Origin of the sequence: Amnibacterium sp., from assembly GCF_025463795.1 — a bacterium.
Classification (GTDB): domain Bacteria; phylum Actinomycetota; class Actinomycetes; order Actinomycetales; family Microbacteriaceae; genus Amnibacterium.
In genome coordinates this window covers 45,322-71,444 of record NZ_JAODBE010000057.1, presented here as the reverse complement: position 1 = coordinate 71,444, position 26,123 = coordinate 45,322, and the positions used below count along the sequence as shown (strand labels likewise).

Here is a 26,123-nt window from a genome sequence, read left to right as displayed (position 1 = left end):
CTCGACCTCTTTCGTGTCTACGCCTGCGGCGGTGGCGACGTCCCGCAGGCGTCGCTTCCTGTCGCGCACATGGTGAGCGTTCTTGCGTCGTTGCCGCTGCTTATCAGCCATTTGAGCGGGCGTATCGTTCGGGCGCATGGCGGTGAACGCCATGACAAGATTGTCGTCCTGCACGATGTCGTCCCAACGGGCCCGAAAGTTGCGAGCCAATCGCTGAGCGCCATCGGTCGGCAGTAGTACCCAGGCAGCGAGGGCACCCGCCTCGACCGCAGAGCGCAGCATGGGATAGGGCGCCGCCATGAGAAGCCGCATTCCATGCGGCACCTCGGGATCCTCGACGAGGAGCCGTGCCCCTGTGAGGCCGTCGAGGGACATGGCGATGCAGTGGCCGATGAGGTGACTCACCTGGAACGGCGCGGCCTTTGCATCATCAGCTGCAAGATGCGAGCCAGCGCTAGCAAGCGTCCATCGTTTGCCTCGCTCGTGGTCCTCGAGCGCCGCAATGAGCTGGAGCCGGTGGTGTAGGCGTGCCACGGCGACGCCCGGGTCCTGCCGTGGCATTGACTCCATGCGTCAATAGTCTCGAGCCGGTCCGACGTCGCGGCCCGCACTCGGCCATCGCGAAATCGAAGCCTGCCAATCGAATCGCCCGATGCTTTCGCCCTTCCATGAGGGCTCGCACCTCAGGGTGGGCTGGGCTCTGCGGCGGCCGGCGACGAGAGCAGTTTCAGGCGCTCCGCGGACGGCGAGCTGGGCTCGGCCCGGAATCATGCGGATCGCATCATTCCGGGCCTCCACCCTTTTCGAGACGTGGCAGCGCTCTGGCGACGGTTACACGGTCACCGGGGGCTGATGCGGACCGTGGCCGACTTCGGCCCGTCCGCCTGCATGATCGGTACGGCGGAGCTGCCCGGGTACTTCGCCTCGTACGCGGCATCCATCGCATCGCCGACATCCGCGTCCGCCTCCTCGAACGTCACCTCGAAGATGCGACCGGCGACGCGGACGCGGCCGGCCGTCTGCGTGATCGCCGCGCGATACCAGCGGGACTCCTGCCCATTGGCGGCGCGGACGTAGACCTCACCGTCGACGACGAGGGCCCACGTCTGCGTGAACGTGCCGTAAGTCGAGCCGTCCTCGCGGAGCGGAGCGACGTACAGGTCCGGGGTGCGCTCGATCAAGCGGAGGTCGTCTAGGGAGAAGATGGGCATGGCCGTGCTGCTTCCTGTCGGAGGGAGGGTGGCGGTGGGATGGCCTACCTGCGCGGTGGGCGTCGGCGCGGGGGTCAGCGGGCGTCGCCGACCTCGGTCGGCTGGGCCGCAGCGGCGGACTGAGTCGCGGCCCAGCTGGCCAGCAGCCGCAGGCCGTCGTGGCTCGGCGTGCCCGGGGTCGCCGAGTACGCGAGCAACTGCAGGCCCGGGTGGGAGGCGAGCTCCATGGACTCAAAGGTGAGGTCGAGGTCGCCGACGATCGGGTGATGGATCGCCTTCAGCCCGGTGCGGTGCTCGCGGACGTCGTGGGACGCCCAGAGCTTCCGGAACAGGTCGCTGCGGGTGGAGAGCTCGCCGACGAGGTCGGTGAGCACCCGGTCGTACGGTGACCGGCCTGCCTCGGCGCGGAGCAGGGCGACGATCTGCCTCGTCTGGCCCTCCCAATCCCGGTAGAACGTCTGCGCGCGTGGGTCGAGGAACACGAAGCGGACCGCGTTCATCGGGCGGCGCTGGTCCGCGAACATCTCCGAGAACAACGCCTGACCGAGCTGGTTCGTCGCGACGGCATCGAGACGCCGGTTCTGGACGTACACCGGCACCTGACCCATCGCGTCGATCAGCTGCTGCAGCGCCGGCCGGACCTGCTGAGGACGGGACGTCGAACGCGCGCGCTGCACGGCGAGGCCCTCGTTGGCGGTTCTGGCCAGGTCGAAGAGGTGGGAGCGCTCGGCATCGTCCAGCTGAAGGGCACGACTCACGCCATCGAGCACGGAGTCGGACACCCCGGCGGCATTTCCGCGCTCGAGCCGTGTGTAGTACTCGGTGCTCATCCCGGCGAGCATCGCGACCTCCTCACGGCGGAGGCCCTTTACGCGGCGCCGGCCACCGAAGTCCGGGAGTCCCGCCTGCTCGGGGGTGACGCGCTCACGTCGCGAGGTGAGGAACTCGCGGAGGTCGTCTCGGTGGTCCATGAGCCCGAAGATACGTCCGTGCCCGCCGTGGATGGAGTCCCTGGCGTTACCCCTCACGACAGGGACTCCCCGGCACGCACACGCTCGCGTTCACTGGAGAACCTCCATCGCCGAGCTCTCGGCGATCCCCATCACCTGAGCCTGAAGACGAAGGATCACCGCTTGAAGCACGCACATCTGGGCTCCCTCGAGGTGTCCCGCATCGGCCTCGGCGCCATGACCATGGCCGGCACCTACACGAGCGAAGGTGCCCTCCACGACGCCGAGTCGATCCGCACAATCCACCGGGCGCTGGACCTCGGCGTCACGCACGTCGACACCGCCGAAATCTACGGCCCGTTCCTCAGCGAGGAGATCGTCGGGAGAGCGGTCAAGGACCGCCGCGACGAGGTCGTCATCGCCACGAAGTTCGGGCTGGTCTCTCACGGGAACGGCGGCCCCGGCGTCGTCGACAGCAGTCCCGCCAACGTGAAGGCGGCGGTCGAGGGCTCGCTGCGGCGGCTCGGCACCGACCATATCGACCTCTACTACCAGCACCGCGTCGACAGGAGCACGCCGATCGAGGACACCGCCGGCGCGGTCGCCGAGCTCATCGCCGAGGGCAAGGTGCTGCACTTCGGCCTGTCCGAGGCCGGCCCCGGCACGATCCGCCGGGTGCACGCCATGCAGCCCGTGACCGCGCTGCAGACGGAGTACTCGCTCTGGACCCGCGACGTCGAGGACGAGATCCTGCCCCTGCTCCGCGAGCTCGGCATCGGGCTCGTGCCCTACTCCCCCCTCGGCCACGGCCTGCTCACCGGACGGATCCGCTCGGTGGACGACTTCGCGGACGACGACTGGCGGAAGACGAACCCACGCTTCGTGGGCGAGAACTTCGCTCGCAACCTCGCGCTCGTCGACGAGGTGCGCGCGATCGGCGCGGAGATCGGCGCCACCCCCGCACAGACGGCCCTCGCGTGGATCCTCACCCGCGGCCACGACATCGCCCCGATCCCCGGCACGCGCCGGGTCGCCCGGGTCGAGGAGAACATCGCGGCGGACGGCGTCGAGCTCACCGCCGACCAGCTGCAGCGCCTGAACGCGCTCGAGCCCGCCGCCGGAGCGCGGCACGACGAGGCGAACATGGCCTCGATCGACCGCTGATCCGTTTCTCGGCACGCACGACACAGGACACGAAACGAATGGACACCTGCAGATGAAGTACCGCATGCTTCCCGGCACAGGGATCAGCGTCTCCAACCTCGCCCTCGGCACCATGGGCTTCGGCACCGAGACCGAAGAGGCCGAGGCCTTCAGAATCCTCGACCGCTTCATCGAGGCGGACGGCAACCTGGTCGACACCTCGAACGTCTATGGCGCCGGCGCCTCCGAGGAGCTGCTCGGCCGCTGGTTCGCCAGCCGCCCTTCCTCGACCACGGACCGGGTCGTCCTCGCGACGAAGGCACGCTTCGGCACAGGCCCCGATGCCAACGAGCAGGGATCGTCGCGACGCCACCTGGACCGTGCACTGCACGCATCGCTGCGACGGCTCCAACGCAACAGCATCGACCTGTACCAGCTGCACGGATGGGATCCGCTGACGCCGGTCGAGGAGACCCTGAACTTCCTCGACGACGCCGTGCACGCCGGGAAGATCCAGTACGTCGGGCTCTCCAACTTCACCGGATGGCAACTGCAGCTGATGCTGTCGACCGCGAAGGCGATGGGCGTGACAGTGCCGGTGTCCCTTCAGCAGCAGTACAACCTCGTCGTCCGCGAGATCGAGTACGAAGTCGTTCCCGCCGCCCTCCACAACGGTGTCGGCCTGCTGCCGTGGTCCCCACTTGGCGGCGGCTTCCTCACCGGAAAGTACGAGAAGGGCGGCGCGGCCCCATCTGACAGCCGCGCCGGCGCGGGCAACCCGATGGGCGAGCGCATCTTCGGTGGCCTGACCAGGAAGGACCAGAACTGGGCCATCCTCGACGTCGTCCGCGCGGTCGCGAAGGAGCAGCACGTCACCCCGACGCAGGTCGCGCTGAGCTGGGTCACGAACCGTCCCGGAGTCACCGCGCCGATCATTGGTACGAAGAACCTCGACCAGCTGGAGAAGAACCTCCTCGCCGGCGACCTCGAACTGGGGGCCGAGGCGACGAGGCGGCTCGACGAGGTCAGCGCCCCGACACCGGACGACTACCCGTACGGCCCGTTCGGCATGAAGCAGCGCGACCGCTACGTCGACTCCAGCGCGCAAGCCATCACCGAGCTCTTCTAGGGCTCAGAGGTGACACCCCAGTTGAACGAGGACCTCACGAGGCCGATCCGGCTCGGCAGCCAGCGCGCGATCAACCGGATCGTCATGGCGCCGATGACCAACAAGCAGAGCCACGAGGACGGAACGCTCAGCGCAGCCGAGGTGGACTGGCTCGGGATGCGCGCCGACGGCGGGTTCGGAGTCGTCATCACCGGCGCGTGGGCCGTCGCGCCTGAGGGGCGGGCCTGGGAGGGGCAGGCGGGACTGTATGCCGAGCGGCATCTCGCGCCCCTGGTCGGACTGGCGCAGCGGATCGCCTCGACGGATGCGCTCGGCATCGTGCAGGTGCACCACGGCGGGTCCAGGTCGGCCCCCGAGATCACCCACACCAGAGGGATCTCATCGTCAGACGGTCCCGACTGGGATGGCGCCTCGGACGATGACATCCAGCGCATCATCGAGGCACACCGAGCCGCTGCGGATCGAGTGCGGGCAGCCGGGCTGCACGGCATCGAGATCCACGCCGCTCACGGCTTCCTGCCCGCCCAGTTCATCAGCCGAACCGACAACCGGCGCACCGACCGGTGGGGCGGCGACCTCGACGGTCGGGCCCGATTCGTCCGCGAGGTCGTTCGCGCGATCCGCACCGCCGCAGGAAACGACTTCGTCATCGGCGTCCGCCTATCGCCCGAGAACCACCACCACGGGATCGTGCTGGAGGAGACCGCGCAGATCGCCGCCTGGCTCGCGGACGATGGCATGGACTACCTCCACCTCTCGCTCGGTCACGCGCTCGCGTCCTCATCTCACGAGGAGGGGCGACGCGCGCTCGAGGTCGTCCGCGCCTTGCTGCCCCGAGGGCTGCCGATAGTCGCCGCCGGTTCGATACGGACGCCGCACGACGCGACGCGCGTCCGGCGACTCGGTGCCGATCTCGTGGCGCTCGGAACCGCCGCGATCCACGACCCGAGCTGGCCCCAACACGCGACCGACCCGGGGCGGTTACCGGACGTATCCCCCTCCACCCCGGAGCACCTCGCCGCTGCCGGCGTCACACCGCCGTTCCTGCAGTACCTCCGCGAGGGCTGGCCGGACTCGATCATCGAGACGCCGACCGATCTAACCCCGGGGCCAGAACCCGTGACGAAGACCTAAGGAGATAGGTACATGGAGCATCGATTCGCGGCACGAGCGGACTGAAGGTGTCCGCGATCACTTACGGCAACTGGGTCACGCACACCGAGGGGTCCGCGGACAGCGCGACGGCCTGCATCAGAGCCGCCCTCGATGCGGGGATCACGACGTTCGAGACCGCAGACGTATACGCCAATGGCCGCGCTGAGGAGATCCTCGGAAGCGCGCTGGTCGGCCAACGCCGCGCAAGCCTCGAGATCCTCACCAAGGTGTTCGCGCCGACCGGTCCCGGCGGACCCAACGACAGCGGCCTCTCCCGCAAGCACATCCTCGAATCCATCGACGGATCACTCCGTCGCCTACAGACCGACTACGTCGACGTCTACCAGGCACACCGCTACGACCACTCGACCCCGCTGGAGGAGACCCTCGAGGCCTTCGCTGACGTCGTGCGATCGGGGAAGGCGCTCTACATCGGCGTCAGCGAATGGACTCCCGACCAGATCCGCGCCGGCCACCGGCTCGCCCGCGAGCTCCACGTCTCGCTGATCTCCAACCAGCCGAAGTACAACGCGCTCTATCGGGAGATCGAGCCGGAGATCGTCCCCGTCAGCAAGGAACTTGGCATCGGCCAGATCTGCTTCTCGCCCATCGAACAGGGCCTGCTCACCGGCAAGTACAAGCCAGGCGCCGCGGTGCCTGAAGACTCGCGGGCGACGACCCAGGAAGGCGGTCAGTACCTCTCCGGGCTCCTGAACGACGACCTCCTGAGCCGCATCCAGCGGCTCGCCCCGGTCGCAGAAGCGGAGAGCCTGAGCATGGCTCAGCTCGCAGTCGCATGGGTGCTGCAGAACGACAACGTCGCCGCAGCGATCATCGGGGGCTCCCGACCCGAGCAGGTGACGGAGAACGCAGCGGCCGCTGGCAAGACGCTCTCGAACGAGACCCTAGAAGCGATCGACACGATCCTCGGCGATGCCGTGCAGCGCGACGGATCCCTTGTCAGCACCATGTCGCCGACCGAACGCCCGAGTTGATGACAGCGGCAGGACCTCCCTCCGTGCCCACATCCTGCCCACACTTCGACGAGATTCCCCGTCATCGGGTGGGCCGCGCAGTAATCGAATACTGGCTAGATCAGGCAGTCCTGTACCGGCGCCCGGGCCAGTCGGGGCTCCTGCCGCCCTCCGGAGGCAGGGGCGCAAGTTCGAATCTTGCTGGGGGCGCGCTCCGAGAGGCCCGGAAACATGCGGATCGCGTGATTCCGGGCCTCCACCTTTTCTCGCCCGTGGGCGACCAGGACATGGCGCAGGGGGCTGCCATGCCGACCGCTGAAGCCGGAAGGCTCACGCGAGCAGCGCGGCCGCCCGGTCGACGAACGCCAGCAGGTCATCGAGCGAGCCCGTGGGCGTGATCGCTCGCAGCACGAGCTCGTCCACTGCTGCCCGATACGGGGCGACTCCGGCCGCGAGCCCGACGCCGACGGGCGGCAGGGTCGTGTCGATCGGCCCGATGTCGAGACGCGCGAAGTTCGCGGCGTACGCCGGGTAGGACCCGTACTGCGCCGCCTCCCGCTCGAGCACCGGACGCGCGGCCTCGTCGACGATCGTCCGTGAGTACAGCGCGATCCTCGGCATCTCGCCCTGGGCGTCCCTGCCTACCGCTCGCAGCTCCTCCGCCTGCTCCGCGGCGACGCCGGGCGTCAGCCAGCTGAGCAGGACACCGTCCGCGTGCTCTGCACCCAGCCGCCGCATCCGCGGCCCGAGCGCGCCGACGACGACCGCCGCCCTCGACGCCTGGCGGAGCACGGCGACCGCCTCGGCGACGGCGTCGACGGCGCCCGCCCTCAGCTGTCCGGACCCGATGCCGAGGGTGAGCCGCGCCTCGGGCACCCCCGTGCGGTGGAGGTCCTCGATGATCGAGGGTCCCGGCCGCCGGTCGACGGGGATCACGCCGCTCGCGAGGCGGAGGTGCGTCGTGACCTCCGCGGCGGCGGCCAGCCCGGCGAGCGAGTCGCCCTGCGGACTGTCGTTGAGCCAGATCCCCGCGAAGCCGGCAGCTTCGACGCGCGGCGCGAGCAGCCGCACCGCCTCCGGGCCCAGCGCTCCAGGGACGCCGATCGACACATCCGCAGTCATGAACCCCTCCTTCCACCAGCATGCGCCGGACCGGGCTCACTCGGATACATGGAGCCGCTCACGATCGTCGCCGAGGCCGGGTACCAGGTGAGTCCGTTCAGCTCGCTCGTCGAACGGGCCGAGGCTCGGCGCCACGCTCGCTGACGCGACGCTGGGTGGCTTCGCCGCAGCCTTCACCTCCGCCGGCACCATCGCCTTTGTCGCCGCGGTGCTCGCCGTCGCGGTTCTCACCCGATGGCGCGGCGCGATCGGAACCGCCCACGCCTTCCGGATCAAGCGTCCGGCGCGCGCCTGAGCGCGCCCGCTGTCAAGATCCGAGGCGCCGAGAACTGACCGGCATGCCGGCCTGATCGCCGGTGTCCAGCGCGTGCGCCCCTCGTCGTCCCGGCGGAGGTCGAGGAGGCCGTGGCGGTAGCTCTCGACCTCGCGCACGAGCGGCGCATTCCTGCTGGGGCGCCGAGCTGTGGACCGACCGCTCACCGACCTCGGCCTACCGCGAACCGGCCTCCGCGTGACGCTCGGTCCTTTCATGCGGACTCTCACCGCCCTCGTGGACCCCGAGGATCACCTTGCGGACCGCGGCTACGTCCGCGCGGTGGTCGTCGAGACGGGTGACGAGGTAGACAACCGCCGGGGCGAGGTCGCTGATGGGGACGAACGCCAATCCATTGCTGCCGTTGGTTGCGGCCACGGTGGAACTCGTGATGGCCATACCGCGGCCGTGCGAGACGAACGCGAGCATCTCGTCAACGGTCCGAGCCGCCGGGCCGACGACGTTCGGTGCTGACCCGTCCGGCCGCGGGTCGACGATCCAGTAACCACGGTCCGTGGCGGCATCGACGATCGGCTCGTCGATCAGGTCCGCTATCGCCACTTCTTGTCGCGCGGCGAGAGGGTGGGTCGAACGGAAGACGGCCACTCGGCGTACAGGGATGACCGGGGTCGCGTCCGTTTGAGGGTGCGAGAACCGCGACGGTCCTTGCAGGAAGACGAGGTCGAGATCGCCGTCGAGAAGCGAGGAGAGCTCGTTGCCCCACGGGACGTAGTCGAGCGACACGTCCACTCGGCCGAGCTCCTCCACCGCACGGAGGACGGCGCTCGTGAGCTCCCGCGGAGTGCTTGTGCCGAATCCGACGCGCAGCCGCGTGCGCTCGCCGGCCTGCTGCGCCGCAGACACGGCGCGCTGAGCCCGGTTGAGGACGTCCCGCGCGCCGATGAGGAGGACGTCGCCCGCGTCGGTGAGACCGACTCCCCGCCGCGAGCCGCTCGTTCCGCGGTCGATCAGCCGAGCCCCGACGTCACGCTCGAGCCGTCGCACCGCTTGGCTCAGCGAGGGCTGCGAGATGTGCAGGTCCGAGGCGGCCTTCGTGAAGCTGCCGGCCTCTGCGACCGCCACGAAGTACCGGAGGAGCCGCAGGTCCACATCGCCCATTTCGTCCCTCGTCCCGCACCACCTGCAGCCAGAGGTTCAAACTATCGCTGGATCGAGATCTGGTCTTCGACGCCGATTCGCTGCGGTCTCTACAGTCGAGTCGTTCGAGCGGGCATGGTTCCGCGGCGACACGCGGATGCACCGGGCGGCCACTGATGACTGAAGAGGCGGCGACAACCTCGCCGGAGGCCAGGCAGTCGCTCCGCGCGCTTCCGAAGGCACACCTCCACGCCCACCTCGACGGCTCCTACCCGCTGCCAGCGGTCCAAGCGCTGGCAGCACGGCGCGGAGCCCGCTTCGAGGTGCCGTCCGCTTTCGTGGACGTGTGGCAGTTCTTCGACCACTACGGCACCGTTCCGGCTCTGGTCCAGTCGAACGAGGACCTCGCTGAACTGTGTCGGGCGCTGGTGCATGCCGAGGCCGCGGAGGGTGTGCTGTACCTGGAACCCGCGATCGAGCCGCAGCTCTACGCGCCGCGGCTCGGGTCGCTCGAGCAAGTGACCCGGACCATGCTGTCGGCGTTCCGCGAAGCGTCCGACGACAGCGGCGTGGAGGTCGGGGCGAACCTGACGATCAACACCGACGAGGACCTCGCCATCTCCGCCGACCTCGCGCGCATCGCGGCAGCACACGCCGGCGCGGGAGTGACCGCGCTCGGCACAGCCGGGTTCGTCGAGCCAGGCCACCTACGCCGCTATCGCGAGGCCGCACGAATAGGTCGCGCCGCCGGCTTGCCGGTGGTCAGCCACGCCGGCCAGACGGGCGGCCCGGACAGCATCGAGGAGGCACTCGATGAGCTCGGCGCCACCCGCATCTCGCACGGCTTCCGAGCTGTCGAGAGCGCGCAGCTGCTCGACCGGTTGGCGCGAGACCACATCGTCTGCGATGTCTGTCCCGTCTCGAACGTGGCGCTCGGCGTCGTGAAAAGCCTGGCCGAGCATCCGGCGCCGCGACTCCGGGCGGCCGGCGTGCCAGTCACGCTCAACGCCGATGACTCCCTGTGGTTCTCGCGGAGCGTGACGGATCAGTACGAGATCGCCCGAAGCGTGTGGCAGCTGGACGACGAGGACCTCGCCGCGTTCGCTCGCGCGGGCACACTGGCGACGGGCATGAGCGACACGACCCGACGGCGACTTGAGACCGGTGTTGCAGCGTGGCTGGCGGAAGGAAGCGGACGATGAAGCAGATCCTGTTGGGAGCGTTCGAGATCAACCAGGTGAACCTGACGAGCCAGGGCCTCTGGGCGCACCCGGATCAGAACACCTTCCGCTACAAGCAGCTCGACTACTGGATGGATCTCGCCCGGCTTCTGGAGCGCGGGTTCTTCGACTTCCTCTTCCTGGCCGACTCCTACGGCTACCCCGTGCTGCGCGGGGAGACGCCTGCGGTCACGTTCGAGCAGGCTGTCGAGATTCCGAACAACGACCCCATGCTGCTCATCCCGGCGCTGGCCGCGGTGACGAGCGACCTGCATTTCGCAGTCACCGCGTCCACCACCTTCGAGGAGCCCTACTCGAACGCACGTCGGTTCGCGACCCTCGACCATCTCACCGAGGGCAGGATCGGCTGGAACGTCGTCACGACGAGCAGCGCGGTCGTCGCCGAGCTCTTCGGCCGTGGCCCACTCCCCCACGACGAGCGCTACCTCCGGGCACAGGACTTCCTCGACCTCAGCTACAAGCTCTTCGAGGGTTCGTGGGAGGACGGCTCCGTCCTCGTCGACAAGGCCGCTCGTCGGTACGCCGACCCGGGGATGGTCCATCCGATCACTCACGACGGTCCCTACTTCACCTCCCACGGCTACTTCGACAGCGAGCCCTCCCCCCAGCGCACGCCCCTGATCCTTCAGGCCGGCGCATCCTCGACCGGGCGTGCGTTCGCCGCCGCCAACGCCGAGATGGTGTTCCTCCAGGGGAAGGACAGCGCGATGCTGGCTCGGCAGGTCGACGACCTGCGGGAGGCCGCATCCTCGGCCGGTCGAGGACGGGAAGCGATCAAGGCGATCTCCGGCCTCTCCGTCGTCACCGGAAGCTCCCGTGCCCAAGCGGAGGACCGGCTCGAGGAATACCTCTCCTGGGTGGACGCCGACGCTGCCCGGGCCTATTACGCCATGATGACCGGCGTGGACCTGGCCGCGCTGGACCCCGACGCCTCCTTCTCCACCGTCACCACCGAGGGCGGACGCACCCAGGTCGACCGGTACAAGGACACCACCGTTCGGGACGCCGCCGCCGACTTCATCCGACGCGGCATGCGGGAACTCATCCTGGTCGGCACCCCCCTGGAGGTCGCCGACCAGATCGGCGGGATCGTCGAGGAAACCGACCTCGACGGCTTCAACTACACCCCGTTCGTGTCCCCGGGCTCCTACACGGACCTGGTCGATCTCGTCGTACCGGAGCTGCAGCGGGCCGGCCTCATGCGCACCGAGCGGAAGCCCGACACGTTCCGCGAGCGCCTCTTCGGCGACGGCATGGCCCACCTGCCGTCTGAGCATCCGGGCTCGAGGTTCCGCCCGGCCGCGATGAGCGAGGTCGACGGGTGACCTCGCTCCTGCCGCCGTACGAGGCGGACCTGCGCCACCTGCGCCGCACCTTCGCCTCCATCCCGAGCAGCGTCGTCGCCGTACTGGCCGAAGCGGACGGAGTCCTGCACGCGCTCGTCGCCTCCACCTTCACAGTGGGGGTATCCGGCGTTCCGCCGCTCGTCTCCCTCGCCGTGCAGCGCACCTCCCAGACCTGGCCACTGCTGAGAACGGCGCGGAGCCTCGGCATCTCGGTCTTCGCCGCGAATCAGGAGTCCCTCGTCCGGCAGCTCTCGTCTCCCGAACGGCAGAACCGTTTCCACGGCGTTCCGATTCGCAGCACGGGCTCCTCCGCCCGGTTCATCGCCGGCGCGGTCGCCTGGTTCGAGTGCTCCCTCTGGAACGAGGTGCCCGCCGGCGACCACACCGTCGCCCTCCTCGAGGTGCATGCGCTCGGCGCAGACGCGGAGACCGAGCCGCTGGTCTTCCACTCGTCCGAATTCCGTGGCCTGTTGGGCGTCCGCCCGGAGGTCCAGTCCCCGTCGTCGTCACCATCCGAGGAGCCCTCATGACGTCCACATCAACCCAGGCCCCGGGTTCCGGGGTCACCGTCGAACGCAACGGCGTGAACGTCATCGCCGAGGCGGAGCGACGCGGTCGCCCGCGAGACCTGTTCTGGCCGTGGTTCGCCGGCAACATCTCCGTCCTCGCCGTCAGCTACGGCTCGTTCGTGCTCGGGTTCGGCATCTCCTTCGCGCAGGCGGTCCTCGTCGCGATCCTCGGAATCGTTCTCTCGAACCTGCTCGTGGGCGTCATCTCCTTGGCCGGAAAGCGCGGTTCCGCCCCGACCATGACCCTCAGTCGGAGCATCTTCGGAGTGCGAGGCAACCGGGTTCCCGCCGCGATCTCCTGGCTGCTCACCGCAGGGTGGGAGACCGCACTTGCCGCCCTGGCCGTGCTGGCGATCGGAACGGTCTTCACGCGGCTCGGATTCGGCGGAGGTCCCGTCACGAAGGTCATCGCCCTCATCATCGTGATCGGCCTCATCGCACTCGGCGGAACGCTCGGCTTCACCGTGATCATGCGCATGCAGGTCTGGATCACGGTGATCGTCGGCGTCCTGACCGTGGTCTACATCGTCTTCGCCGCCCCGCACATCGCCCCGTCGAGCATCGCCGCCCTGCCTGCCGGGAACGCTCAGGCCGTGATCGGTGCGCTCCTCTTCACCATGACGGGGTTCGGGCTCGGCTGGGTCAACGCCGCGGCGGACTACTCACGCTACCTGCCCCGGTCGGTCTCCAGCCGGGGCGTCGTCGCCTGGTCGACCCTCGGAGCCTCACTCCCACCAGTCGTCCTGCTGGTCTTCGGTCTCGCCCTGGCCGGCTCGTCGAAGGGACTCAGCTCGGCCATCGGCGCCGACCCCATCGGCGCCCTCACCGAGGTGTTGCCGACCTGGTTGCTCATCCCCTTCGCCGTCACCGCGGTGCTCGGACTCATCGGCGGCGCGGTCATGGACATCTACTCCTCGGGCCTCTCCCTGCTCAACGCGGGACTGCGCGTTCCCCGGGTGGTCGCCGTGGGGATCGACAGCGTCATCATGACGATCGGCGTCATCTACGTCGTGTTCTTCGCCGCGAACTTCATCGGCCCGTTCGAGGGCGTGCTCATCACCCTCGGCGTGCCGATCGCGGCATGGGCCGGCATCTTCCTCGCCGACATCACCCTCCGCCGGCGCGACTACGCCGAGGCCGAGCTCCTATCGCGATACGGCCGATACGGAGACGTCCGCTGGTTCCCGATTCTGCTCATCCTCATCGGCACCCTGCTCGGCTGGGGACTGGTCACGAACACCGCGGCGCCCTGGCTCGCCTGGCAGGGTTACCTGCTCGGCCCGTTCGGGCTCGGCGGCACGCAGGGCGCTTGGGCGTACGCCAACCTCGGAGTCTTCGTCGCGCTCGCGGTCGGATACGTCGGGATGCTCATAGGTGGCCGTCGCTCGATCCGCCGACAAGAGGAGCTGCCTGCCGCGGCCGAGGTTCCCCTCACCGACGCCGACGTCGCCTGAACGCGCGTTCGCTCACCGGCGCGACGTACCGACCGGGCGATCACAACACTGGCGACCTTCCAGCGGCCACCGGCATCGCCTCCAGACCGAGGCTCCCGTGTCGTACCTACCTCAGACGACTGCGATCGGACGCGTCATCGGCCTCGCCTCCGGCACGGCCAGCAGAGAGCCATCCGGACGACTGAAGATCAGCGCATTGCCCGCGGGCACCTCGAATTGCACGGCTATCACCCCTCTGTCGCCTGAAGTGTCGATGTTGGGGAAGGTCAGCGCGTAGGGACGCGCCAAGAAGGGGACCGTGCATCTCGCCTGTTCGGTGCCCCCAATTCTGGGTACCACCACGTAGGGACCAGGCTGCCGCCGGCCGAGCAGCGGCGGCGAGAGAACGACCACGCCTCGCAAGAAGCGTCGGCTCGCGCCCTCAAGGAGCGCGAGCATGGCCTGTCCCCGCTGACGGCATCGCCGGGGACGGCCGCGGACAGCGCCCGTGCGTCGGTGACAAGCCGCGCCGTCCGACAGGCCGCCGCTGTCGTCCAGCGGTGCCCCGTCCCATCCCGGAAGTGAGCGGCACCCCGCACTGACGGGCTCGCCGCCCACCCGCGCATTTCGTGGACCGACGGTCCGAGCCATCGGCCGCCACCGATCGCGAGGCGGAGGCGGGGCCGGTGCCCGTCGCCGAAGGCCACTCCGGCGTGGGAATACCGTGTCGGTGCACGAGTTATATGCATGTGCATATACTTGGACGAGCGGGGCGTACCGGCTCGACGGCAACGGAAGAAGTTGGATCACATGCAGTTCGGCGTGTTCTCAGTCAGCGACATCACCCGGGACCCCGTGGCGGGAACCACGCCGAGCGAGGCGGAGCGGATCCAGGCCGCGATCGCGATCGGGAAGAAGACCGAGGAGGTCGGCCTCGACGTCTTCGCGATCGGCGAGCACCACAACCCGCCGTTCTTCTCCTCCTCCCCCACGACCGTGCTCGCGGCGATCGCCGTGCAGACGAAGCGGCTCGTGCTCTCGACCGCGACGACGCTCATCACCACCAACGATCCCGTGCGCATCGCCGAGGAGTACGCGATGCTGCAGCACGTCTCCGGCGGCCGGATGGACCTCATGTTCGGCCGGGGCAACACCGCGCCGGTCTACCCGTGGTTCGGTAAGGACATCCGGGAGGGCCTTCCGCTGGCCCTCGAGAACTACAACCTGCTGCACCGACTGTGGCGGGAGGACGTCGTCGACTGGGAGGGCCGCTTCCGCACGCCCCTGCAGGGCTTCACCTCCACGCCGCGCCCGCTGGACGACGTGCCGCCGTTCGTGTGGCACGGCTCGATCCGCACCCCCGAGATCGCCGAGCAGGCGGCCTACTACGGCGACGGCTTCTTCGCCAACCACATCTTCGCCCCGACCCGTCACTCGAAGCGCCTGATCGACTTCTACCGGCAGCGATACGCGCACTACGGTCACGGCACCGCCGAGCAGGCCATCGTGGGCCTCGGCGGCCAGGCGTTCATCGCGAAGCGTTCCCAGGACGCGGTCCGGCAGTTCCGTCCGTACTTCAACGAGGCGCCGGTCTACGGCAACGGCCCGACCCTCGAGGACTTCACGGACGCGACCCCGCTCACCGTCGGCAGCCCCCAGGAGGTCATCGACAAGACGCTCACCTTCCGGAACGCGTTCGGCGACTACCAGCGACAGCTGTTCCTCATCGATCACGCCGGCCTGCCGCTCGGGACCGTGCTCGACCAGCTCGAGCTCCTCGGAAGCGAGGTGGTGCCGGTGCTGCGCCGCGAGATGGCCGCTGGACGCCCCGAGACGGTGCCGGACGCGCCGACCCACGCGGGGCTGGTCAAGGCGAAGTACGGCGACGCCGAGCCCCGCCAGCCGCGACCGCACGCGAACCGCGGCGACAACGTGACCGGCGCCTCCCCCTACCAGGACAGCGACCCGGCCTTCCAGGCCCGGTTCCCGCTCGTCGGCTGAGGAGGCGACGACTCATGCCCGACCTCCGGCTCGCCAACGAGTCCTGGGAAGCGCTCCTGAAGGCTCAGGCCTCGCTCATGCGCGGGTTCACCGCCGAGCGCATGTGGGACGAGGTGTCCCTGAAGGAGTACGACGTGCTCTACACCTTGAAGAAGGCCGGCTGCGCGCTGCGCATGTCCGAGCTCAACGAGGCGGTCCTGCTCAGCCAGCCGGCGCTGTCCCGACTGGTGGACCGCCTGGAATCGCGCGGACTCGTGCAGCGTGCCACCGACCCGAAGGATCGGAGGGGGGCGCTCGTCTCCCTCACGCCGGACGGCGTCGCCGTGCAGCATCGCATCGGCGCCCGCCACGCGCGCAGCGTCGAGCTGCGCATGTCCACCGCTCTCTCCAGTGCGGAGATGCGCACCCTCCAACAGCTCTGTGAACGGCTGAACGCGGCCCAGAGCGAGCTACGACCCCACCGTGACACCGCGGTTCCCATCCCCAGCGGCACCGCCGCAGACCAGGAGATCGCGCCATGAGCGCACAACTGCCCTCCCGACCCCACCGGCTCGTCGTCGTCAGCGGCGGGACGAGCGAACCCTCGTCCACCCGCATGCTCGCCGACCGGATCCTGCAGAGCACGACCAGCCGCGCCGCCCGAGCCGGCGTCGAGCTGCAGACGACCGTGCTCGAGCTCCGGCCCCTCGCGGCGGACCTCGCCTCGGCTCAGGTCACCGGGTTCGCGACGCCGGCGCTGCAGGCGGCCATCGACCGCCTGGCCGTCGCCGACGCCCTCGTCATCGCCACGCCGGTCTACAAGGCGGGCGTCAGCGGCCTCGTGAAGTCGTTCGTCGACATGCTCGACACCGACCTGCTCATCGCCACCCCGACGCTCCTCGCCGCGACGGCCGGCACGGCCCGGCACGCCCTCGTCGCCGACGAGCAGCTCCGATCGCTCTTCGCCTACCTCCGTGCCCTCGCCACACCGACGAGCGTGTTCGCGGCCAGTGACGACTGGGGCTCCAAGTCCCTCACCGAGCGGATCGACCGAGCGGCCAACGAGCTCGTGGTGCTGATCGAAGCCGGGGTCCGCGATTCGATGCGCGACACGTCCTGGAAGCAGTACCAGCACACGTTCGGCAGCGCCGCGACGACCGACGGCTTCTCCGACGTCGACTTCGACAGCGACCTCATGAGCCTGGCGACAGGCGGCACCGGCCGAAGCACCGCGGCCGAGCCGGCGAGGTCAGGCTCCTAGTTCGGGCAGGCCGGCTCCGAAGGTCCCCGACGCCGGGGCGGCCGGTCATCGCGCCTGAGGAGCGGCCCGGCTCCTCATGAGTCCGGCAATCCTGGTCAGCGGGGCAGCACGCGGAGCGTCGCCTGACGGGCGGTGGCACTGACGATGCTCTCGACGCTGCGTCCGGCGCCATACTTGGCTCGGTAGGCGGTGTCGATGGCCTCGTTGATCGGGTCGGTCGGGTCGACGTCCTCGAAGGCGACGTCCTTCTGGACGCCGCCGGAGGAGATCCACCCTTCTCGGGTCGCGCGGGTGCCGCGGAACCATCCGCCGGTGACGCCGCGAACGCTACGCACGAAGAACTCGTCCCCGACGCGGACGCCCCAGATGATCACCGGGTTCCGCGGCGTGCCGTCGGCGCGGGTGCCTGCGATGCGCAGCTCGCCGACGGCGCCGATGCGGGTGAGCTCGTTCTCGGTCCACGTGGTCATGGGAGGCTGCCCTTCTGGTCGGCGACGGCGTATCCGGTGATCGGAAGTGTCGGCGATCGGCTTCACATCCTCGTCGACGAGTCCGAGTGAAGGGCGAGGGTGCGCCGGTGCACCGCAGGTCGGTGCGGCATGCTGTGAGGGCCCCTCCTCGCCGACGGGGTCGGTACAGGCTTTCTGACGTAGGAGTGCTCCATCGGAGAACCGCGCGGCACCCCAGGACCCCGTCCTGGAATCGCAGTGCGCTGCGGTGGACCCGCGCTTTCCGCCCGATCGTCCAGGCGCCGATCGCCGACCGAGGGTGGGACGCCGTGCGGTTGCTGAGCCTCGCACTGGAGGGGCTCTGGTGGCGGCGGGCGACCTCCCTGATGCTGCTCGTGGTCGCGGCCTGCACGACGGCCGCCGCGGCAGCGGCGCCCTCCTATGCGGAGTCGGCACAGGACGCCGTCCTGCGCGCCGGAGTGAGTCGGGCGCCGATCGGAGCGAACGGCACGGGCATCGAGGTCGCGACGCTGCAGACAGGCCGGCCGTCGACCTCCGCGCTTCGGTCCGCTGTCGATGACGCGTTCACCGGGCCGTCTCGCGGCTCGTACCCGACAGCGGTGATGCAGCTGTCGGTGGTGCAGCGACCCGCGGTCGGGCGCACGGGCGGCGTGCAGCGCATCGCACTGGACAGCCGCGACGGGCTGTGCGGGGCGCTGCGGCTCCTGGCCGGATCGTGCCTCAGCGAGACGGACCGGACGGGAGTGGTCGTGGAGAACGTGGTCGCCCGGGCGCTGCACCTCCACGTGGGCCAGCGGGTCGCCGTCGCACCGCTCAGCAAGGGCCGTTCCCTCACGTTGCACGTGCGCGGGATCGCCGTTCGGCGTCAGCCGGCGGCCACGTACTGGTTCGGCGGCGTCCCGGACATCAGCCAGTACACACTCGCTGCTTGGGTTCCCGCCGCATACTTCTCCGCGTTGACGGCGGAACCGGTCGACGGCGTGACCGCGTCCGCAGATCTGGCCCTCGACCGGTCGACGGTGCATGTGAGGTCGGCAGAACCGGTGCTGAGGTCGCTCGCGAGCGCCGTCCGGCGTCTCCAGGACAGCGGCACCTCCACCCGCCCTGATGTGACGAGCCGCATGCCGCAGGTGGTGCTGGCCGGGGTGGACGGTGGCGCGCGGTTGATGCTGCCGATCGTCGTGGTGATCGCCGAGCTGCTCGCGTTGGGCTGGTACCTGCTGCACGCCCTGGTGAGCGGCTCCGTCGAGGGGCGCGGCGCCGAGGTCGCGCTGAGCAAGGTGCGGGGCATGTCGGCCGGCGGCACCCTGGTGCTCGTCCTGCTGGAGCCGGCGATCCTGCTCGGTGCGGCCGTTCCGCTCGGGGTGCTGATCGCGGCTGCCACAGAACGGTGGCTGGTTCCGGCGGTGCTCGGTGCGGCGGTCGACATCCGGGTGGGATGGCTGTCGTGGGCTGCGGCGCTCGTGGCAGCCGCCGGCGGGCTGATCGCCGCATCCGCGGCAAGTGCGCGGGTGCTCCGGCGACCCGTGCTGGAGCAGTGGCGCCGCACGAGTCGGGCCGGATCGGGTCGAGGCGTCGTCGCGGAGGTCGTCGTCGTCGTGCTCGCGGTGGCGGGGATCGCCCAGCTGCTGCTGTCCGGTTCGCTCGCCGTCGGCACCGGCAGCGGGATCGCCATCCTCGCCCCCATGCTGCTGATCGTCGCCGGCGCCCTGGTGGCGAGCAGGGCGGTCGTGCTGCTGGCCCGGCTCGGCTTCGGTCCCACGCGCGGCACGGGGGCGGTCAGCGTCTTCGTCGGCCTGCGTCAGCTCGCGCGGCGCCCCGCCGGACGTCGGACCTTCGGGGTGCTGGTCGTCGCCGTCGCGATGGCGCTGTACGGCGTCAGCAGCGCCGCCGTCCTGGCGCAGAACCGCGACGAACGCGCCCTGACGGACGTCGGGGCGCCGACGGTGCTCCACATCGCTCCGGATCCGAGGACGGACGAGCGCATCCACGCCGTGGACCCGAGGGGCCGAGCGCTGACCCCCGTCGCGGAAGCATCGATCGGGCTGGGGACCGATTACAGCGGCTTCGACAGCACCCCGACTGCGAGCGGCTCCCCCTCGGTGCTCGTGGTCGACCCGAGGACGTTCGGGGCGGTCGCGTACTGGCGCAGCGACTTCGGATCCGCGCCGCTCGCCGCACTGCTGCGGCCGCTCTCTGCTCCGGCACCCGCGGTGCCCGTGATCACCGGCACGCGCATCGCCCTGTCCATCAGCACTACGAAGGTTCCGGCCTCCCTGGGTCTCGCCGCGGATCTGACGGACGATCGGGGTTCGGCACTCACCGCCAGGCTCGGCGTGCTCGCGCCCGGCACCAGGACCTACACGGCGGACGTGAAGGCCTGCGCCGGCGGATGCCGGCTCCGGCGGATCTACCTCACGCGCCCGATCGATCAGCTCGACGCGCTCGTGGTCGGCTTCACCATCCACTCCATCCGGGTGACCGGCGGCGCCGGGCCGCTCGTGCAGCCGACGCTCGCGGGTGTGGAGTGGTCACCGCTGAACCCGAACCCGACGGGGAACATCACCGCCGCCGAGAAGGCCGCGGTCGGGCCCGAGGGCGTGCGAGTCACCATCTCCGTCGTCGGGCAACCGAGCGAGGACGCGCCCGGCTTCGGCATCATCGCAGGAGCCGACATCACCCCGCCCGCTCTCGTCGCGACGCACCTGACCGGTACCTCCTCCGACGTGAGGGTGCAGACACCGGACGGCGACGCCTTCTCGGTGAGCCGCAGAGGCGCCGTCGCAGTCGTGCCTCGACTGGGTGACGCAGGGGTCGTCCTGGCCCACGACTGGGTCGAGGCCGCGTCGCCGTCCGGGTACTCGCACCTGCTGGAGAACCAGATCTGGGTGGGCCGCGATGCGCCGCACGACATCGTCGATCGGCTCCGCTCTGCGGGCGTCCGCGTGCTGTCCGTTGAGAGCGCAGCCGGTCGCGCGTCGGCCCTCGCCTCGACCGGGCCGGGGTTCGCGACACCCTTCACGGTCGCCGGCGGCGTCACCGCCGTGCTGCTCGCCACGGCCGCGGTCGTGCTCGGCATCGCGCTCCTCGCCCGCAGGAGGGTGTTCGAGCTCTCCGCCATGCGCGCTCTCGGCATCCGAACTCGCAGCCTGCGCGGATCGGTCCTCGTCGAGCAAGGACTCCTCGTCGTCGCCGCGACGATCTGCGGACTCGTGCTCGCCCTGGCGAGCGTCCAGCTCGCGCTGCCCGCGCTGCCCGCCTACGTCGACGACCCGGCCTACCCGGCGTTCCTCGTCCACCAGCCTCTGGGCACGCTCGCCCTGGTCGGCGCTGGGATCGTGGCGCTGCTCCTCGCCGCCGTCGCGGTGACCGCCGTCGTCCTCGACCGACGTACGTCGGTCAGCGCCCTCCGAGAGGCCGAGCAGTGAGCGTCGTCGTCGATGTGCAGCAGGCCGTGTGCATCCACCGAACCGTCGACAGCGAGGTGGTCGCGCTCCGTGGAGCCGACCTGCTCGTCGAGGAGGGAGAGCTGGTCGCGCTCGTCGGCCCCTCCGGGTCCGGGAAGTCCACCCTGATGGCCCTGCTGGCCGGCCTGCTGCGCCCGAGCGCGGGCCAGGTCCACGTGCTCGGCCGCGACGTCGCCCGCGCCACCGAGCGCGAGGTGCTCAGTCACCGCAGCCAGGACATCGGCATGCTGATGCAGGGACCGGAACGCAACCTCCTCCCCTACGCGTCCGTGCGGGCGAACGTCGAACTGGCCCAACTGGCCGCTCGCGCACCTCGCGCCGTCCGTCATCGACGAGCGGCGGAGCTCCTCGAAGCGGTCGGGATGGAGGCGGCATCACGTCGCCGAGCAGGCACGCTCTCCGGCGGCGAGCAGCAGCGGGTCGCCCTCGCCGCGGCTCTCGCCACCGGCCCGCGCCTCCTGCTCGCCGACGAGCCGACGAGCCAGCTAGACCGCGAAAACGCCGCCGGCATCGCTCAGCTGCTCCGGACCGCGCGAGACCGATGGGGAACGACCGTGATCGTGGTCACGCACGACGCCGAGCTCGGTGAGGCGATGGACCGCCGCCTCACCATGCGCGACGGCCGCATCGGAACCGAGGCCCGGAGCGGCGAGCAGTACGCCGTCATCGGCCGGGACGGCACCGTCCAGCTCCCCGCCGATCTCGCCGACCGGTTCCCTGCGGGCGGACGAGCACGTGTCGTCCGCCGCCCAGACCACATCGAGCTGCACCCGATTGCGGCCGACCGGGATGAGCGCTCGTGATCGGCCCCATCCAGCTCTCGGCAACCGGCATCGAGCTCCGCCTCGGGGGCCGCACGATCCTGGACGGTGCGGATCTCACCGTGCCGGCAGGACACCTCGCTGCCCTCACCGGGCCGTCCGGATCGGGCAAGACGTCCCTCCTGACGGTCCTCGGTGCCCTGCAGGCACCGGACCGAGGCGAGGTCCTCTACAACGGGAGCCGCGTCACGCCGCGCACCCGGCATCCCTGGAGCGGCCGCGTGCAGATCGCGCACCAGTCGTTCGGACTCCTCTCCCTGCTCACCGCAGCGGAGAACGTCGAGCTCGCCGCGCAAGGCCTGCCCAGGGCGAGGCGCCCCGACCGCCGCGCGCTGCGGACCGCCGCCGGGACCGCGTTGGACAGCGTCGGCCTCGCCGCACGGGCGGACCACCTCGTCGACGAGCTCTCCGGCGGCGAGCAGCAGCGCATCTCGCTCGCCCGCGCGATCTCCACCGGACCCGACCTGATGCTCGCCGACGAGCCGACCGCTCAGCTCGATGCCGAGAACCGCGAACGCATCACCGGCCTCCTCCTCGACCTGGCGCGGCGCGGAGCCACCGTCATCGTCGCGACCCACGACCGGGAGCTCACGGAGCGATGCGGGCTCGTATTCACCCTGCGCGACGGCGTGCTCCAGTAGCGATCGGCATCGCCGGTGGACCCCGCGCGGCTCCGTTACTCTAGAGTAACCGTTACTGATGAGTAACGAGTCGGAAGCCGTGTTCGATGCGCTGGGCGAGGCCAACCGCCGCCGCATCCTGGAGCTGCTGCGCCAGGGCGATCAGACGGTGGGAGCGCTCGCGCTCGACCTGCCGATCGGTCGGCCTGCGGTCAGCCGTCATCTCAAGGTGCTGAGCGACGCCGGCCTGGTGTGCAGCCGCTCCGCCGGCACCCGGAACCTCTACGCGCTCGCTCCCGAGGGCCTCGCCGCGGCGCAGCAGTGGCTGGTGGGGACGTGGGATCGCGCGCTGGCCGAGTACGCGCGGGCGGTCGAGGCCGCACTCGCCGACGACGAGAGACGAGGGACCGATGCCTGACCTGCCACCCGTCCGCCGGGAGGTGCTCGTGCCGGCCGTGCCGGCGATCGCCTTCGAGGTGTTCACGACCAGGATCGGGACCTGGTGGCCGCTCGCCGAGCTCTCCGTCCATGGGGACGGTTCCGTCGCCTTCGTCGACGGCGAGATCGTCGAGACGGCCGCTGACGGGCGCCGAGCGGTGTGGGGAACGGTCACGGCGTGGGATCCACCGGATCAGGTCTCCTTCACCTGGCATCCGGGCCGGGACGCAGGCGTCGCCGGACGGGTGACGGTCAGCTTCACCGAACGCGGGGACGCCACGCTCGTGGTGCTCGAGCACGCCGGGTGGGGGGCGTATGCGGACGCCGCCGCCGCTCGGGCCGAGTACGACCACGGATGGCCGATGGTGCTGGATCGCTTCCGAGTCGCGACTTCGGCGGAGTCGGCATGAGCGACGAGCCGCAGCAGTGGTACGTGCTGCTGCACGAGCCCGTCGACCCGATCGGCGCCGGCGTCTTCGCCGACCCCCGCTTCGGCCTGCACGTCGCGTTCCTGGGCCGCCTGCACGAGCAGGGGCGGCTCGTCGGCGCCGGGCCGTTGGACGATCGTCCGGGTACCGGAATGGCGGTCCTCCGCGGCGTGGACGAGAACGAAGCACGACGGCTCGCCGAGGAGGACGAGAGCGTCCGGCAGGGCCTCTTCCGCGTGCGGGTGCGCCCCTGGACCGTGCTGCTCGCCGTCGAGTGAGCCTCCGGGCAGCGTGCCGTCCGATCCGTCTCGGTCCTCGCCGCGCGAGCCGCGGCGGGGCGTGAGCAGGCCGACGAGGAGTGGTTCCCGAGCGCGCGTCCCACCACAATGACCCCATGGCAGAGGTCAAGGCGCCCAGCCCCGCATCCACGATCGAGGAGCGCGCAGCCGCGCGGCAGCAGGCGAAGGAGCTCAAGGCGCAGGAGGTCGCCGCGGCCGCGCTGCAGTCGGTGCTCGACAAGATCGCCTCGATGGAGGAGCCGGACCGGACGAACGCGCAGCGGATCCACGCGATCGTCACCGAGGTCGCCCCGGCGCTGCTCCCCAAGCTGCTCTACGGCAGCCCCGCCTACGCCACGGCGGAGGGCAAGCCCGTGCTGTTCTTCCAGGAGCGCGCACGGTTCAAGGGCCGCTACGCCAACCTCGCCTTCTTCGGGCCGGCGCAGCTCGACGAGGGCACGATGTGGCCGACGTCCTGGGCGGTCACCGAGATCTCCCCCGCCGACGAGAAGGTCGTCGCGGAGCTGGTCCGCAAGGCGATCGGCGGCTGAGCGTCCGTCACGGGGTGACCACCGCCCGGGCCGGTGGGTTCCGGCGGGCCAGGACGAGGAACCCGATCAGCGACACGAGGAGCCCAGCCAGCGCGAGCTGCGCAGCAGCGACCGTGAGATCGGATCCGAGCAACCCCGCGATCGGCGCCCCGATCCCCGCCGCGAGCCACTGGAACATCCCGAGGACGGCGGAGCCGGTGCCCGGATGCTCGGGAACCTGCGCGGAGGCCAGCGCGCCGGCGTTGGCGGTGCTGAGCCCGTGGCTGAGCATCAGCGCGAGGAAGCCCACGATCACCGGCACCAGCGCGGCGTCCAGGAGCGACCCGGCGGCGAGCAGCACCACGGCGCCCGCGATGCCGAGACCCTGCCCGGCCCCGATCACGCGACGGGTGGGCACCCGGCGCGCGAGCCGTGCCGCGAGCAGCGCGGCGATGGATGCGGCCGCGGCGTTGCCGGCGAAGTCGATCGAGTACTGGATCGGCCCGAGGCCGTTGACGTCCTCGAGGATGAACGCCGACGACGACACGTACGCGAAGACGACGATCATCATCGCCGACGCGACGACGACGTAGCCGACGTAGCGACGGTCCTTCAGCACCGCCGTCGAGGCGGTGACGAAGGTTCGCAGCCCGCCGCCGTGCCGCTGGCCGCGGGGCAGCGTGTCGGGCACGAACCGCAGCACGCAGGCCGTCATCGCGACGCCGGCGGCGGCGACGAGCCAGAACGACGTCTGCCACACGGAGAACTGCACGATCACGCCGCCGAGCAGGGGCCCGAGGATGAGCGCGATCCCGCCGACGCCGCTCATGAGGTTGAGCACCCGGACCAGCCGGCTCCCCCGGGCGAGATCGACGAGCACGGCGCGGACGACCACCATCGCCCAGCCGCCGGCGAAGCCCTGCGCGAGCCTCGCCACGGCGAGGACCTCGATCGAGGGCGCGAGGGCGCAGACGACGCTCGCCAGCGTGACGCCGACGGTCCCGAGCACCAGCGGCATCCGGCGTCCCCGTTGGTCGGAGATCGGGCCGCCGAGCAGCTGGCCGAGCGCCATGCCGACGAAGAACGTCGTCAGGGTCAGCTGCACCGCCGTCGTGGACGCGGCGAGGTCGCGGGCGACGTGCGGGAAGGCGGGCACATACATGTCGGTCGCGAGGGGCGCGACCGAGCTGATCAGCACCGCGGTCGCGATCAGCGATGCGGGGATCGCGCCCCGGACGGCGGTCTTCTCCATGGCGCGGCACCCTCCTCGGCCGAACGACTCGACGACGACCACGAAAGCCGCTGCTCGCGAGCGGCGGGAGTCCCCGCTGAAGGGTGCACCGGCAGGGAACCCCTCGTCCTCGGCGGCTCCCGTCCCGGGAGCCGCCCTCCTCGGGATCCCCCGGCACTCCCGGCCGGCTATCCGGCGTCGTTCCCCGGAGCGGACCCGCTCGCTCCCGCATCGGACGGGGAATGAGGTCGGATGGGGCGGTAGGTGCGCCACGTGCGGTCGTAGTGGCGGATGCCCCAGATCAGGCTGCCGGCCACGAAGGCGAGCCCCAGCACGACGCCGACCACCGTCGCGAGCAGGACCGTGCCGCCGGCCGCCGACACGACCGAGGCGCCGAGCAGGCCGAGCAGGAGACCGTTGACGGTGAAGACGAGCATGAACGAGCTGCCGAAGACGTGGCTCGCGCCCTCCACCAGGATGAACGAGTAGGTGCGGCGCATTCCTGCCTCGTCGTCGTGGCTCGCCGCGAGGAAGTAGCGCTCGACGCCCGGATCGAGATCGACGTACGCCGCGCGCAGTCGGTTCATCGCGACGACGTACTGCATGTCCTGATCGGCGACGCTGCCCACCCGGATCTGGGTCATCAGCCCGACGACGACGAGGAAGGCGAGCACGCCGACCTCGGCGACCGGGAAGCCACCCTCGGAGGGCATCGCCTGGCCGAGCAGGCCGAGCGTGACGAGTCCCGCGGACACCAGCGTGAGATGGATGGTGATGCGGGTGAGCACCTCGCCCTGCGCCGTGCTGCGTGACGCGAGCAGGCTCCAGTGCTCCGTCGCCAGCAGCTGGGCCCTCACGGCGGGTGATGGCGGCCCGGATGGCTCCGGCTCCATCGCGCCAGTCTGCTCCCACCGA

The 26,123-nt window shown here is 70.4% G+C and carries 28 protein-coding genes; 18 read left to right on the top strand and 10 right to left on the bottom strand.

What is annotated here, in order from left to right; genetic code table 11:
- The 3 genes from JWQ92_RS05575 to JWQ92_RS05565 all read right to left on the bottom strand — a co-directional run.
- Positions 1 to 561 (bottom strand): hypothetical protein (locus JWQ92_RS05575; protein WP_297343478.1); only part of this gene is annotated, 561 nt, incomplete at its 3' end.
- Positions 562 to 839: 278 nt separating this feature from the next.
- Positions 840 to 1,211 carry a DUF2255 family protein gene (locus tag JWQ92_RS05570; RefSeq protein ID WP_297343477.1) on the bottom strand — a complete coding sequence of 124 codons (372 nt, stop codon included), beginning with the start codon at positions 1,209 to 1,211 and terminating at the stop codon, positions 840 to 842.
- Positions 1,212 to 1,285: 74 nt separating this feature from the next.
- Positions 1,286 to 2,182: a helix-turn-helix transcriptional regulator gene (locus tag JWQ92_RS05565; RefSeq protein ID WP_297343476.1), complete on the bottom strand. Its 897-nt coding sequence runs from the start codon at positions 2,180 to 2,182 to the stop codon at positions 1,286 to 1,288.
- Between the two features lie 162 nt (positions 2,183 to 2,344).
- Here JWQ92_RS05565 and JWQ92_RS05560 point away from each other — a divergent pair, with 162 nt between their 5' ends.
- Genes JWQ92_RS05560 through JWQ92_RS05545 form a run of 4 tightly spaced genes read left to right on the top strand, consistent with a single transcriptional unit; the run spans position 2,345 to position 6,583 of the window.
- Positions 2,345 to 3,325 (top strand): aldo/keto reductase, encoded by a 981-nt coding sequence (locus JWQ92_RS05560; RefSeq protein WP_297343475.1) that lies wholly within the window; start codon positions 2,345 to 2,347, stop codon positions 3,323 to 3,325.
- A gap of 52 nt (positions 3,326 to 3,377) precedes the next feature.
- Positions 3,378 to 4,433, top strand: a complete 1,056-nt coding sequence (locus JWQ92_RS05555) for an aldo/keto reductase (protein WP_297343474.1) — start codon at positions 3,378 to 3,380, stop codon at positions 4,431 to 4,433.
- Positions 4,434 to 4,442: 9 nt separating this feature from the next.
- Positions 4,443 to 5,567, top strand: coding sequence for an NADH:flavin oxidoreductase (locus JWQ92_RS05550; RefSeq protein ID WP_297343473.1), 1,125 nt, complete (start codon positions 4,443 to 4,445; stop codon positions 5,565 to 5,567).
- A 47-nt stretch (positions 5,568 to 5,614) separates the two neighbouring features.
- A complete protein-coding gene (locus JWQ92_RS05545; protein ID WP_297343472.1) occupies positions 5,615 to 6,583 on the top strand; it encodes an aldo/keto reductase family protein in 969 nt (322 codons plus the stop codon).
- 309 nt (positions 6,584 to 6,892) lie between these two features.
- Here JWQ92_RS05545 and JWQ92_RS05540 read toward each other — a convergent pair whose 3' ends face one another.
- Genes JWQ92_RS05540 through JWQ92_RS05530 form a run of 3 tightly spaced genes read right to left on the bottom strand, consistent with a single transcriptional unit; the run spans position 6,893 to position 9,116 of the window.
- Positions 6,893 to 7,684, bottom strand: coding sequence for an LLM class flavin-dependent oxidoreductase (locus tag JWQ92_RS05540; RefSeq protein ID WP_297343471.1), 792 nt, complete (start codon positions 7,682 to 7,684; stop codon positions 6,893 to 6,895).
- Positions 7,685 to 7,720: 36 nt separating this feature from the next.
- On the bottom strand, positions 7,721 to 8,116 hold the full coding sequence (locus JWQ92_RS05535; RefSeq protein WP_297343470.1) for a hypothetical protein: 396 nt from the start codon (positions 8,114 to 8,116) through the stop codon (positions 7,721 to 7,723).
- 58 nt (positions 8,117 to 8,174) lie between these two features.
- Entirely contained in the window at positions 8,175 to 9,116 is a 942-nt protein-coding gene (locus tag JWQ92_RS05530; RefSeq protein ID WP_297343469.1) for a LysR family transcriptional regulator, read from the bottom strand.
- A gap of 155 nt (positions 9,117 to 9,271) precedes the next feature.
- Here JWQ92_RS05530 and JWQ92_RS05525 point away from each other — a divergent pair, with 155 nt between their 5' ends.
- Genes JWQ92_RS05525 through JWQ92_RS05510 form a run of 4 tightly spaced genes read left to right on the top strand, consistent with a single transcriptional unit; the run spans position 9,272 to position 13,705 of the window.
- On the top strand, positions 9,272 to 10,297 hold the full coding sequence (locus tag JWQ92_RS05525) for an adenosine deaminase family protein (RefSeq protein ID WP_297343468.1): 1,026 nt from the start codon (positions 9,272 to 9,274) through the stop codon (positions 10,295 to 10,297).
- On the top strand, positions 10,294 to 11,661 hold the full coding sequence (locus JWQ92_RS05520; RefSeq protein ID WP_297343467.1) for an NtaA/DmoA family FMN-dependent monooxygenase: 1,368 nt from the start codon (positions 10,294 to 10,296) through the stop codon (positions 11,659 to 11,661). The genes JWQ92_RS05525 and JWQ92_RS05520 overlap by 4 nt, the downstream gene beginning before the upstream one ends.
- Positions 11,658 to 12,212, top strand: a complete 555-nt coding sequence (locus JWQ92_RS05515) for a flavin reductase family protein (protein ID WP_297343466.1) — start codon at positions 11,658 to 11,660, stop codon at positions 12,210 to 12,212. Before JWQ92_RS05520 ends, JWQ92_RS05515 begins: the two co-directional genes overlap by 4 nt.
- Complete coding sequence (locus JWQ92_RS05510) at positions 12,209 to 13,705, top strand: cytosine permease (RefSeq protein ID WP_297343465.1); 1,497 nt, start codon at positions 12,209 to 12,211, stop codon at positions 13,703 to 13,705. Before JWQ92_RS05515 ends, JWQ92_RS05510 begins: the two co-directional genes overlap by 4 nt.
- 111 nt (positions 13,706 to 13,816) lie before the next feature.
- Here the strand turns inward: JWQ92_RS05510 and JWQ92_RS05505 are convergent, their stop codons facing one another.
- A complete protein-coding gene (locus tag JWQ92_RS05505; protein WP_297343464.1) occupies positions 13,817 to 13,993 on the bottom strand; it encodes a hypothetical protein in 177 nt (58 codons plus the stop codon).
- Positions 13,994 to 14,494: 501 nt separating this feature from the next.
- Here JWQ92_RS05505 and JWQ92_RS05500 point away from each other — a divergent pair.
- From JWQ92_RS05500 to JWQ92_RS05490, 3 genes are read left to right on the top strand one after another with little or no spacing between them, the layout of a single operon-like run.
- Positions 14,495 to 15,685 (top strand): LLM class flavin-dependent oxidoreductase, encoded by a 1,191-nt coding sequence (locus tag JWQ92_RS05500; RefSeq protein ID WP_297343463.1) that lies wholly within the window; start codon positions 14,495 to 14,497, stop codon positions 15,683 to 15,685.
- A 14-nt stretch (positions 15,686 to 15,699) separates the two neighbouring features.
- Positions 15,700 to 16,206, top strand: a complete 507-nt coding sequence (locus JWQ92_RS05495; protein ID WP_297343462.1) for a MarR family transcriptional regulator — start codon at positions 15,700 to 15,702, stop codon at positions 16,204 to 16,206.
- A complete protein-coding gene (locus tag JWQ92_RS05490; protein ID WP_297343461.1) occupies positions 16,203 to 16,925 on the top strand; it encodes a CE1759 family FMN reductase in 723 nt (240 codons plus the stop codon). The genes JWQ92_RS05495 and JWQ92_RS05490 overlap by 4 nt, the downstream gene beginning before the upstream one ends.
- 95 nt (positions 16,926 to 17,020) lie before the next feature.
- Here the strand turns inward: JWQ92_RS05490 and JWQ92_RS05485 are convergent, their stop codons facing one another.
- Positions 17,021 to 17,395, bottom strand: a complete 375-nt coding sequence (locus tag JWQ92_RS05485; protein ID WP_297343460.1) for a DUF2255 family protein — start codon at positions 17,393 to 17,395, stop codon at positions 17,021 to 17,023.
- 308 nt (positions 17,396 to 17,703) lie between these two features.
- Between JWQ92_RS05485 and JWQ92_RS05480 the strand changes: the two genes are divergently transcribed.
- The 7 genes from JWQ92_RS05480 to JWQ92_RS05450 all read left to right on the top strand — a co-directional run bounded on the left by JWQ92_RS05480 (position 17,704) and on the right by JWQ92_RS05450 (position 23,998).
- Positions 17,704 to 20,823 (top strand): ABC transporter permease, encoded by a 3,120-nt coding sequence (locus JWQ92_RS05480; protein WP_297343459.1) that lies wholly within the window; start codon positions 17,704 to 17,706, stop codon positions 20,821 to 20,823.
- Positions 20,820 to 21,665 carry an ABC transporter ATP-binding protein gene (locus JWQ92_RS05475; protein ID WP_297343458.1) on the top strand — a complete coding sequence of 282 codons (846 nt, stop codon included), beginning with the start codon at positions 20,820 to 20,822 and terminating at the stop codon, positions 21,663 to 21,665. The genes JWQ92_RS05480 and JWQ92_RS05475 overlap by 4 nt, the downstream gene beginning before the upstream one ends.
- A complete protein-coding gene (locus tag JWQ92_RS05470; RefSeq protein WP_297343457.1) occupies positions 21,662 to 22,324 on the top strand; it encodes an ABC transporter ATP-binding protein in 663 nt (220 codons plus the stop codon). The genes JWQ92_RS05475 and JWQ92_RS05470 overlap by 4 nt, the downstream gene beginning before the upstream one ends.
- A gap of 58 nt (positions 22,325 to 22,382) precedes the next feature.
- A complete protein-coding gene (locus JWQ92_RS05465) occupies positions 22,383 to 22,721 on the top strand; it encodes a helix-turn-helix transcriptional regulator (protein ID WP_297343456.1) in 339 nt (112 codons plus the stop codon).
- Entirely contained in the window at positions 22,714 to 23,151 is a 438-nt protein-coding gene (locus JWQ92_RS05460; RefSeq protein ID WP_297343455.1) for an SRPBCC domain-containing protein, read from the top strand. Before JWQ92_RS05465 ends, JWQ92_RS05460 begins: the two co-directional genes overlap by 8 nt.
- Positions 23,148 to 23,447 (top strand): YciI family protein, encoded by a 300-nt coding sequence (locus JWQ92_RS05455; protein WP_297343454.1) that lies wholly within the window; start codon positions 23,148 to 23,150, stop codon positions 23,445 to 23,447. The genes JWQ92_RS05460 and JWQ92_RS05455 overlap by 4 nt, the downstream gene beginning before the upstream one ends.
- Positions 23,448 to 23,563: 116 nt before the next feature.
- Positions 23,564 to 23,998 carry a DUF1801 domain-containing protein gene (locus tag JWQ92_RS05450; protein ID WP_297343453.1) on the top strand — a complete coding sequence of 145 codons (435 nt, stop codon included), beginning with the start codon at positions 23,564 to 23,566 and terminating at the stop codon, positions 23,996 to 23,998.
- A gap of 7 nt (positions 23,999 to 24,005) precedes the next feature.
- Here JWQ92_RS05450 and JWQ92_RS05445 read toward each other — a convergent pair whose 3' ends face one another.
- Positions 24,006 to 25,229 (bottom strand): multidrug effflux MFS transporter, encoded by a 1,224-nt coding sequence (locus JWQ92_RS05445; RefSeq protein WP_297343452.1) that lies wholly within the window; start codon positions 25,227 to 25,229, stop codon positions 24,006 to 24,008.
- Between the two features lie 167 nt (positions 25,230 to 25,396).
- Complete coding sequence (locus JWQ92_RS05440; RefSeq protein WP_297343451.1) at positions 25,397 to 26,101, bottom strand: hypothetical protein; 705 nt, start codon at positions 26,099 to 26,101, stop codon at positions 25,397 to 25,399.
- Positions 26,102 to 26,123: the final 22 nt, after the last annotated feature.